We start from the raw sequence: 9,047 nt of genomic DNA, 5'->3' as shown, positions 1-9,047 counted from the left end.
CCCGGTTCGTAAGATCACGATTAGGCGGGTCGGCACGGCGTCGCCACTTGCGATCGGAAACCGCGCCGGACGCGCCGACACTACCGGTGGGTATGTCCCATGCCAAGCCTCCCCACCTGCGTAAACCTCGAACATCGTTACTCTGACCGGAACATCCGGTTACTCATGCTACTCAATGGGACGAGCAGTTATAGCAGGACCGCCGGGACGTAACCGGACATCGGAAATGGCATTGGCGCCGAATTGCATGGCCGATCGCCGCGTCCTCACCCAAATGACCGTTTCCCCGGAGGGGTTACCTAGCCCCAAACCAATTTCACGTCACAATTCAGCCAACCCAGCCCGGCAGCAGCGGTGGTGGTGGCACGGGCCGAGGCAGCGCCAACACAGTCGGTGCGAGCGAGCGGTCACCGCAGGCGCACATGGAGATGGAGTTGGCGGCACCCGGCAGTCAGCGCAGGGAGACCGGGTGGCTCACGCTTACTGCCATCGCCCACGCACACACCGCGGGTACCTCGACATTCGGACGTCGACGTGGCGCACCAGGTGATTCGTGCTCAGGATGTCGGAGCGCCGCCGGCGGGTCGATAGGGCGTCGCGTCGTTCCGTCACGGCCGGGGCCGCCTCGGCGTCGGTGCCCATTGGACATGTATGCCAGTCCGGGGGAACTGCGGCCCTGGCTTGGCCACCAGCTCATGCTGGTGCGGGCTCGCCTCCCGCCGCCTTGGCGATCAGGTGTCTTCCTCGGGCCCGGGAGGGCAGAAACCACCGGATGTGCGGGTTCGCCGGTAGGTCACGAATGCGGGCGGGCGCTGTCGGCGCCCGCCCGCTTTCACGTGGCAGCGTCAGTTGAGCAGGAACGTTTGGGTCTGCGGGTTGAGCATCGGCAGTTTCTTGGCCCCGGCGGTCTGGGGGCCGCTGAATCGGAGCACGTCCACCCCGCGGGAGATGTCGTTGGCGATGATGAGGCCGTTGTACCAGTAGGTCGACCACTGGTTGGACTGCATGTCGTAGTAGGCGATCTCCGTCGGGTTGCGCGGGTCGGTCAGGTCGACCATCGAGGTTCCCGACCCGTAGGCGGAGGAGACCAGGATGTTTCGGCCGGCCACCGGCACGTAGTTGAAGTTGTGGTAGGTGCTCGGCTCGGCGCGCGGGATGCGGAGGTGGCTCAGCGGCGTGCTGGGGTCGTCGACCGTGTACGTCCAGATAGCCCCGAACGGCTCCTGCGCGGGCCCGAAGTACTCATCGCCGAAGGTGACGTACTTTCCGTCGTGGGTGAACGCCGCGCTGTGCCAGATGTCCACGTCCGGCGTGTCGACGTTGGCGATCACGCGCGGGGCTAGGGGGTTGCTGATGTCCCACAGCTGGCCCTGTGACAGGCAGGCCGCGGCGGCGAGCTTGCGCGGGGTCAGCACCTGGATGTCGTGGCAGGCGAAGAAGTCACCGGACGCGCCGGAGAACGGGTCGACACCCTTGATGGTGGGCTCGGCGACGACCTTCGCGGAGAGGCCGGCGGCGGCGTCGCCGCCCGGGACGTCGATCACCGAGATCCGCTCGAACGGGGCCTGGCAGTCCGGGCCGATGTTGCTGGCGCTCAGCGGGTACGACGCGACGTAGATGTAGGTGCCGCCGTCCTCGCGGGGCACGAGGGTGTGGGTGTGCGAGCCACAGTCGGTCCGGATCGCCTGGAGGAACCGCGGCGCCCTCGGGTCACTGACGTCGAAGACGCGGACGCCCTCCCAGGCGCCCGGGGTGGACGCGGTGACGTTGCGGGACCCCTCGCAGCCCGGCGTGCTCTGCGGGGTGTCCACAGACAGGAACAACAGGTTGCCCCAGACGGAAACATCGCCCTGGGGGCCGTTGCAGTGCACGTCGGCCAGCTCAGCGGGCGAGCCCGGCTCGGAGATGTCAATGATTCGGAAGCCGCCGTAGTGGCCGGCGAAGACGAGGTTGCCGGAGAATGCGAGGTCGGAGTTCACGCCGCCGGTGTGCGCGTCGGTCCCGAGCAGGTGCATGTTCTGGCTGTAACCGTCGGCCGGGCTGCTCGGCGGGGGCGGCGGGACGGATCCGTCGTCCCATGGCTCGTGTGCCTGGGCCGGAGATGCCATCACGGCGAGCAGGATCGCCGCGCCTGCGACGGCGAGTGATCGGATTCGGGAAGGTCTACGCACGGCGCCCCCTCACGTCGGGCGTGTCGCCAGATGACGCGATCACGCAAGTGATCATCACACTGTCAAATATTTGCAGACGTTGCTAGACCCTCGGCGAAAATCGACCCAACCCCGGCTGGCGGCCCCTGGCCGGACCGCCGCTCTGCCGACGAGTGGGCACCCGCCGCGCGAAGCGAGTAGGAACCGCGTTCGACAGCGTGATCATGGTGACGCCAGCCTGCCGGTGAGGCTGTGGTCGCGGGTCAGCTGGTGGGTCGGCAGGCGAGCAGTTCGACAGCAGGACTGTTCATGCGCCTGGGAGACACGTGGAGGGTGACATCGACGAAGCCCGCGGCTCGCACGTCATCGGCCAGCTGCTCCGGTGAGGTGTTCAGCACATGGCGATGCACCGCAATGGCCAACCGGCCACCGGGCCGCAGCACACGGTGCGCCTCAGCCAGGCCGGCCCGCCGGTCCCACAGCATGACGTTGTTGACCGAGATCATCGCGTCCATGCTCCGGTCGGCGCAGCCCGTGTGCTCGGCGCTGCCATCGCGGATCTCGACTACACCAGCGGCGATCGCCTCGGCGCAGTGGGCATTGGCCAGCTGGCGCATGGTCGCCGAGGGGTCCACACCAACCACGTGTCCAGTCCGGCCGACACGGTCGGCCGCCAGGGCGAGGCCGATGCCTGGGCCGTGTCCCACCAGCAGCAGGTGGGCCCCGGCCGGTGATGCTAGGCGTTCATCAGCCCAGCGTTCCTGGTCGGCGTTTCCTCTGGCCATGATCGCACCGCCGATGCGGCCAGGCAGGCCACGAGGATGGCCGAAGAAGGCATCGAAGACGCATTCCCAGATTTTCCTCATGCCGTCCATCCTGCACCGACGCGTCCAGCTGGCAGAAGACACTGCGAACCCACTCCGCCGGCGCCCACCCCACACGTCCACGGTGAGCGCTGCGCGAGCGGGAAGCCGGAGTCGTGCGGCTTCCCCAACGAGCCCATGAACCAAGAAAGGCGAATTACCGGCGACTGGCGGTCAACCCGGCCAGGGTGACGGTGACCAGGCGCTGGACGCCCTCCGGGCGGGGAACAGTGCCGGCGGCGGTGAGGGCATGCAGGCAGTAGGTGGCCAACTCGTCGGCGGCCACGTCGCCGCGGAGGTCGCCGTCTCGCACAGCCTCGGCGATCAGATCTTGAACGAAGCCGCGTAGCCGTTGCTGGGCGCGGTCGACGTGCTCGCCGCGGTGCAGCAGCGCGGCGAGTTCGCCGCCATGGTGGCGCGCCGAGTGGTGCTGGATGTGCGCGTAGCTGTGCAGGACAGCTTCCAGGCGCACGATGGCCGGGGCGGCGGGGTCGACGGCGGCCGTGAGCTGGTCGAGGTGTGTGGTGATCTGACGTTCATGCCAGGCGGTGAGAACGGCCTGGGCATCCGGGAAGTACTTGTACAGCGTCGCGCGCCCGATCCCGGCCTGCTCGGCGATCTGCGACATCGTCACCGCGATCAGCCCGTGCTCGGCCACCAGCGCGGCCATGGCATCCATGGCGGCGTCCCGAACCGCGGCGCGGTGCGCGTCGATCGTCTCGGTCCACAGCTTGGGCACACCCACATCCTACACGCCGTTCACGAGAGCAACAGCTTGTAGTTGACGAAGACAGATTGTCTCGATAATTTTGGGAGCGGGCCGGGATCTGCCGAGTGCCCCGCCACCTTTCCAGCCTGACCCTCGACTACACCGGGAGCCCGCCCGCGAACCGCTGAGGATCGGCTCCCCCGAGACCACGACCGAGAAGGAATACCGTGCTAGTCCTGCAAACCAAGATCCAGACCAACAGAGCCAGCCGCTACCTCGTCCAGTTCTGCAAGCACGCCGCTGCCATGGGCAGCGGCGGCCACTCCGCCCGCATGCACTTGCAGATCCGCCGCGAGGTGCAGGTTACGGCCGAGTGGACGGACACCAGCGGAACGGTCACCTTCACCCCGTGGGGCCACGCCACGCTCACCGCCGACGGCAACTCCCTCACGGTGCGCATCGACGCCGCGGACGAAGAGCGCCTGACTCAGATCCGCGACATCATCACCCGCGACCTCGAGCGGTTCAGCCGCCGCGACCCGCTGGCCGTAGCCTGGCAGCGGGTCGAATCCCCCGACGCGGCCACCCTTCGAGACACCGTCGGCGTGACAGCCGGACAACCGCGGCGCTTCCCGCGACCCCGCCTCCAGAACGCCTTCCTCGCGTTGGCTGTGGTCCTGGTCATCGCGCTGCACGTGGGCTTGGCGGGCTCGGTCGTGGCCGAATCGCGGTGGACCGGCCTGGCCGCGAACGTCGTCGTGGCACTCGTCGCACTCAAGATCGCGCTGATCGCGGTGGCCCGCTTCAAAATCCGTCAGCGCAGGGCCAGCAAGCGACCAGACCACGGCTGACCGGGGCTGCGGCAACGCCGCGCACCAGTCCCGGCGCAGTCTGTCGCCGTTGCGAGTCGTCGGCGATGCCACCATGCTCCCGCTCTCCCCCAACCGGACTCTCAGGATCGTCGAGGCTGACACGCCCCTACTAAGAGCGGGTAGTAGTTGCCCTAGGATGGCGACCGCACCAGGTGGGAGCGATGTGTGGGCACCGGCCCGCGCCTCCTCGGCGGAAGGATCAACAGTGCCTTTCCAGCGGCGTCGCCGGGCGGCCTGACTTTGCTTGCTGCTTCGTCGGGTCTCGCATGTCCTCAGCCGCCAGCACGTCGCGCCGCTCGCTGGGCACTGCGGGTGTGGCTGGCGCTGTTTCCCGCCCTCATCGTGGCTCTCGGGTTCGCTTCCCCTGCGGCAGCGCATTTCAAGCTGCTCCGGGCCGTTCCGGCCGATGGCGCGCGGGTCGATGGCGCCGTTCGAGAGATTCGGCTGACGTTCAGCGCCGCCGGCACGCCCACAGGAGCGGGATTCAAGCTTTCCGACGGCAAGGGCAACGCCGTACCGGCCGCCAGCCTCACGCCCGACGGAGGCCGGACGTGGCTGGTCCACCCGACCACTCGCCTGACCACCGGCACGTTCAAGCTGCAGTGGATTGTCGCAGCCCCGGACGCCCACCCCCTGACAGGTGTCATCACGTTCACGGTGGCCTCGCCTCCCCCGACGCCCGGAACGGCCGCTAAACCCCAGGCAACGGCCGGCCCGCCCAGGCATGCCGGCCATGGTGGGCCAGGTATGCCCCCGGCTTCGCCGTCGGCACACGCGGGAGGACATGCTGTTGGCCACACCGTCGATGCGGAACAGGCGCCGGTGCGGTTTGTCGGCGCCGTCGGGCGTTGGCTTTCCTACGGGGCGATCCTGCTCGGTGTCGGTGGTCTTGTCTTCGCGCTGACCACATTGGTCGGCACACGCAGTGACGTCCGGGTGGTGCAGGTCTGGGTGCGGACGGCCGGGCTGACGGTGGCGGCTGGAGCGGCCTTCGAGCTGGTCGCACTCGCGGCGGTCTTCAGCGAGCAGGGCACCTTCACCTCGGCGGCGAGCGCCTCGGCGTTGGCCGGCCTCAGTCAGACGCCGGTGGCCGCCGGCCTGGTCCTGCGGTTCACCGGTGCGGCCGGTCTGCTCGTGTCCGGTTCACTCGAAGCGGCGCTGATTCGGGGTCGGCACGCGGTCGGGCGTCACTCCGTTCCGACCGTCGCAGCGATACCCACCGACTCTCGGAGCCTGGTGACGCCTGCCGCCGGGAGCCTGACCGGCGACGGCGTTCAGCGGGTGCGAGCGCGAGCTGTCCGGCCTGTGCTTTTGGCTGTCACCGTGGCGCTGCTGTTGGGTTCCTTCCTGCTCGATGGGCACACCGTCACCGCGGAACCTCGGGCCGTCGTCGTGGCGGCCGATTTCACCCACACCATCGCCGCCGCGGTGTGGGTCGGCGGGGTTCTTCTCCTGGCCGTCCTGCTGCTGAGTCGCGCCCGCCTCGGCGTACCGACGGGTGCCGCCGAGATGGCGGTGCGATTCTCCATACCGGCCACCGCCGCGGTAGCGCTCACGGGTGTCGCTGGCGTCGCGTTGACCCTGCTGATCCTGGAACGGCCTGGCCATCTCGTGACCACCGCCTGGGGACGGGTGCTTCTCGTCAAGGTCGCCCTGGTGGCGGTTGTTGCACTCGTCGGGCTGTACAACAGCCGACACGTCGTGCCCAGGCTGGATGACCGCGCGATCGACGCCACTCATCAGCTACGCCGCACTGTCCTGGTCGAGGCGTTGCTGATGGTCGCCGTCGTGCTGGTCACCGCGATCCTCGTCAACGCCGAGACGTAGCCGCCACGAGCGCGTGAGACCACAGGAGTCGTGGGCACCTCACCGCCAGGGCCGCCTCGCGTGGGCCGGGCGCGGATCGCATGAAGGCGCCGGTGGATCAGTCGGGATCAGACTGATTCCACCGGCGTCAGACAGGCGGTTGATGGATTCGGTCAGGCCGCGGGTACTGTCTCAGCCTCGTTGGCGGGCTGCCGCTTCGCCGCGCGGAGGGTGAGTCCTGCGGTGAGGGCGCCTGCGGCGGCGATGATCCCGGCGCCGACGAAGGTGGCGGAGTAGCCGTCGGTCAGGGCGGGCAGGTCGCCGAGCCGGTCGGCTCCGGCGGCGGAGGCGACCGCGGTCATGGCGGCCAGGCCGAGCGCCGAGCCGACCTGGTAGCTGGTGTTGACGATGCCCGAGGCGAGGCCGCCCTCCTCGGGCCGGGCGCTGGAGATCGCCGTGCCGAGCGACGGGATGAACGCCAGGGACATGCCGAGTGCCGCGACCAGCGAGGCGGGCAGGACGTCGACGGTGAAGCTGCCGTCGGGGCGGACCAGGGCGAGCCAGCCGAGTCCGATGGCGAGGATGGCGAGGCCGGTGACCACCATGGGCTTCGGGCCGAACCGGGCGATGGCCCGCGGGGCGAGCGCGATCATGCCGATCATGATGAGGACGGTCATCGGCAGCAGCGCGGCGCCGCTGGGGAACGCGCTGTAGCCGAGGACCTGCTGCAGGTAGAGGTTGAGGAAGAACCACATCGGGATCCAAGCCGCGCCGAGCAGCAGTTGGGCGACGTTGGCCGCGGCGAGGTTGGGAGCGCGGAAGATGGACAGTCGCATCAGCGGCTCGCGGCGGGCCGCCTGGATGGCGACGAACGCGGCCAGGGCGACGACGGCTCCGGCGAGGACCAGCCAGGTCTGACCGGAGGCCCAGCCGACCTCCGGAGCCCGGACGATGCCGTAGACGGCTGCGCCGAGGCCCACGGTCACCGTGAGGGCGCCGAGGACGTCCAGCGAGCCGCGGCGGGTGCCGCCGGCGGGCATCAGGGCCGGGGTGGCGAGCAGCGCGAGCGCCGCGATGGGGATGTTGATGTAGAAGACCCAGGGCCAGCTGATGTACTCGGTGATGACACCACCGAGGAAGACGCCGGCGGTGCCGCCGGCGGGTGCCGCCGCGCCGTAGAGGGCGAGGGCCCGGGTGAGTTCCTTGGGTTCGGCGCCGAAGAGCATCATCAGGAGCGTGAGCGCCGCCGGGGCGATCAGCGCCGCGCCGGCGCCCTGTACGGCGCGGGCGGCGAGCTCGACCGCGACGCTGTCGGCCAGGCCGGCGACGGCGGACCCGATGAGCAGGATGAGCCATCCGGCGGCGAACATGCGCCGGGCGCCGAACAGGTCGGACAGGCGACCGCCGAGCAGCAGCAGGCCACCGAACGCGACGACGTAGGCGTTGAAGACCCAGGACAGGTTCTCCGGGGAGAAGCCGAGGTCGGCCTGTATCCGAGGTAGTGCGACGCCGATGATCGAGGTGTCCATGATGACCATGAACTGGGCGAGGGCGATGAGTCCGAGGGCCCACCAGCGCTTCGATGTGGATGACACGACAATCACTCCTTCGGTTACCCCTAGGGGGTATGGGTAGCCGGAACTTTGTACCCCCCACCCGTATCGGCCGTCAAGTGACGCGGTCGACATCTGCTGCGCCGCGCGAGGATCAGCCCAGGTCTTGAGGCGAATACCGGGGAGGGGTATTTTCAGGCTGTTGGCCGGCGCACAGCTGGCCGATCGCCTCGACGGTCGCCTGGTGCACCGTCACGGCATCGTCTGCGACACCGAGGAGGTCCACATGTGTGGCAATGAATCCAGCTGCGGCTGCGGCACCGTCACGATCGACAGCGCCCCCGCGGCCGCTGAGACCAACGCAGGCGCCCGGAGCACCTATCAGGTGTCGGGCATGACCTGCGGCGGCTGCGCCAAGAAGGTGACCGGGCACGTCTCCGAGATCACGGGCGTGACCGACGTCCGGGCCGACGTGGCCGCGGGCACCATCACCGTTGCCAGCGAGAACCCGCTGGACACCGCCGACGTCCGCGCCGCTGTGCAGCGCGCCGGCTACCAGCTGGTGGACTGACCTGCGGGCGTGCCGCATCCCCACGGTGCCGTGTGACGCCCTGGGGATGCGGCTCGCCCCGCGTCCGTGCAACGAGGAGACCACTGTGACGGTCAACGATCTGCCCCACCACGATGAGCTCGTGGTTTACGGCACCGGGTGGTGCCCCGACGTCCGACGCGGCCGAGCCCTGCTCGACGGCGCTCGCATCCCGTACGTATACGTCGACCTCGACGAGGACCAGGCTGCGACCGAACTCGTCCGTGGGCTGCAGCAGGGCCAACGCCGCATTCCCACCCTGCTGTGGCCCGACGGGAGCTTCCTGGTCGAGCCCACCGACGACCAGCTTCGCACGCACCTGACCAGCAACGGTCGCGAAGCCGGGAGCCTCGCCGGATGACGCCTCGCCCGCACTCCGGGAGAGCCTGCCCCGGATGTCACCAGGACGCCTAACTTGATCTTTAACCTCCGAGGGTCCTGTAGGGACCCTGACCGATCACGGAAACAGCCCTTGGTCGATGATCTTCTTGTCTAGGGAAGAACA

At 69.0% G+C, this 9,047-nt stretch carries 8 protein-coding genes; 4 read left to right on the top strand and 4 right to left on the bottom strand.

The genetic code is table 11. The annotated features are described in order from the left end of the window. Positions 1–845: 845 nt before the first annotated feature. From ACFYOS_RS35935 to ACFYOS_RS35925, 3 genes are all read right to left on the bottom strand, one after another. Positions 846–2,108, bottom strand: coding sequence for an LVIVD repeat-containing protein (locus tag ACFYOS_RS35935; protein ID WP_387151670.1), 1,263 nt, complete (start codon positions 2,106–2,108; stop codon positions 846–848). Positions 2,109–2,413: 305 nt separating this feature from the next. Then, positions 2,414–3,016, bottom strand: coding sequence for a class I SAM-dependent methyltransferase (locus tag ACFYOS_RS35930; RefSeq protein WP_387151667.1), 603 nt, complete (start codon positions 3,014–3,016; stop codon positions 2,414–2,416). Positions 3,017–3,170: 154 nt separating this feature from the next. Further along, positions 3,171–3,752, bottom strand: a complete 582-nt coding sequence (locus ACFYOS_RS35925; protein WP_387151664.1) for a TetR/AcrR family transcriptional regulator — start codon at positions 3,750–3,752, stop codon at positions 3,171–3,173. Between the two features lie 197 nt (positions 3,753–3,949). On the opposite strand from ACFYOS_RS35925, the gene ACFYOS_RS35920 reads away from it, so the two are divergent. Together ACFYOS_RS35920 and ACFYOS_RS35915 are read left to right on the top strand one after the other, a co-directional pair. Continuing rightward, the gene (locus tag ACFYOS_RS35920) at positions 3,950–4,573 is read left to right on the top strand and encodes a DUF2218 domain-containing protein (protein WP_387151661.1); all 624 of its coding nucleotides are present in this window, start codon (positions 3,950–3,952) and stop codon (positions 4,571–4,573) included. A 333-nt stretch (positions 4,574–4,906) separates the two neighbouring features. After that, a complete protein-coding gene (locus tag ACFYOS_RS35915; protein WP_387151657.1) occupies positions 4,907–6,421 on the top strand; it encodes a CopD family protein in 1,515 nt (504 codons plus the stop codon). Positions 6,422–6,573: 152 nt separating this feature from the next. Here the strand turns inward: ACFYOS_RS35915 and ACFYOS_RS35910 are convergent, their stop codons facing one another. Continuing rightward, a complete protein-coding gene (locus tag ACFYOS_RS35910; RefSeq protein WP_387151655.1) occupies positions 6,574–7,995 on the bottom strand; it encodes an MFS transporter in 1,422 nt (473 codons plus the stop codon). A 160-nt stretch (positions 7,996–8,155) separates the two neighbouring features. Here ACFYOS_RS35910 and ACFYOS_RS35905 point away from each other — a divergent pair, with 160 nt between their 5' ends. Both ACFYOS_RS35905 and ACFYOS_RS35900 read left to right on the top strand, forming a co-directional pair. Further along, positions 8,156–8,524 (top strand): heavy-metal-associated domain-containing protein, encoded by a 369-nt coding sequence (locus tag ACFYOS_RS35905; protein ID WP_387151652.1) that lies wholly within the window; start codon positions 8,156–8,158, stop codon positions 8,522–8,524. 85 nt (positions 8,525–8,609) lie between these two features. Further along, on the top strand, positions 8,610–8,903 hold the full coding sequence (locus ACFYOS_RS35900) for a glutaredoxin domain-containing protein (protein ID WP_387151650.1): 294 nt from the start codon (positions 8,610–8,612) through the stop codon (positions 8,901–8,903). Positions 8,904–9,047: the final 144 nt, after the last annotated feature.

It is taken from the genome of Micromonospora sp. NPDC005806, from assembly GCF_042871425.1.
Lineage (GTDB): Bacteria > Actinomycetota > Actinomycetes > Mycobacteriales > Micromonosporaceae > Micromonospora.
The sequence above is the reverse complement of the archived record's forward strand: the minus strand, read 5'-3'. Positions and strand labels throughout refer to the sequence as shown.

Excerpts from the sequence above, each read along its gene's own strand:
- ACFYOS_RS35935 (WP_387151670.1), bottom strand. The coding sequence starts at position 2,108 with ATGGCATCTCCGGCCCAGGCACACGAGCCATGGGACGACGGATCCGTC.
- ACFYOS_RS35930 (WP_387151667.1), bottom strand. The coding sequence starts at position 3,016 with ATGAGGAAAATCTGGGAATGCGTCTTCGATGCCTTCTTCGGCCATCCT.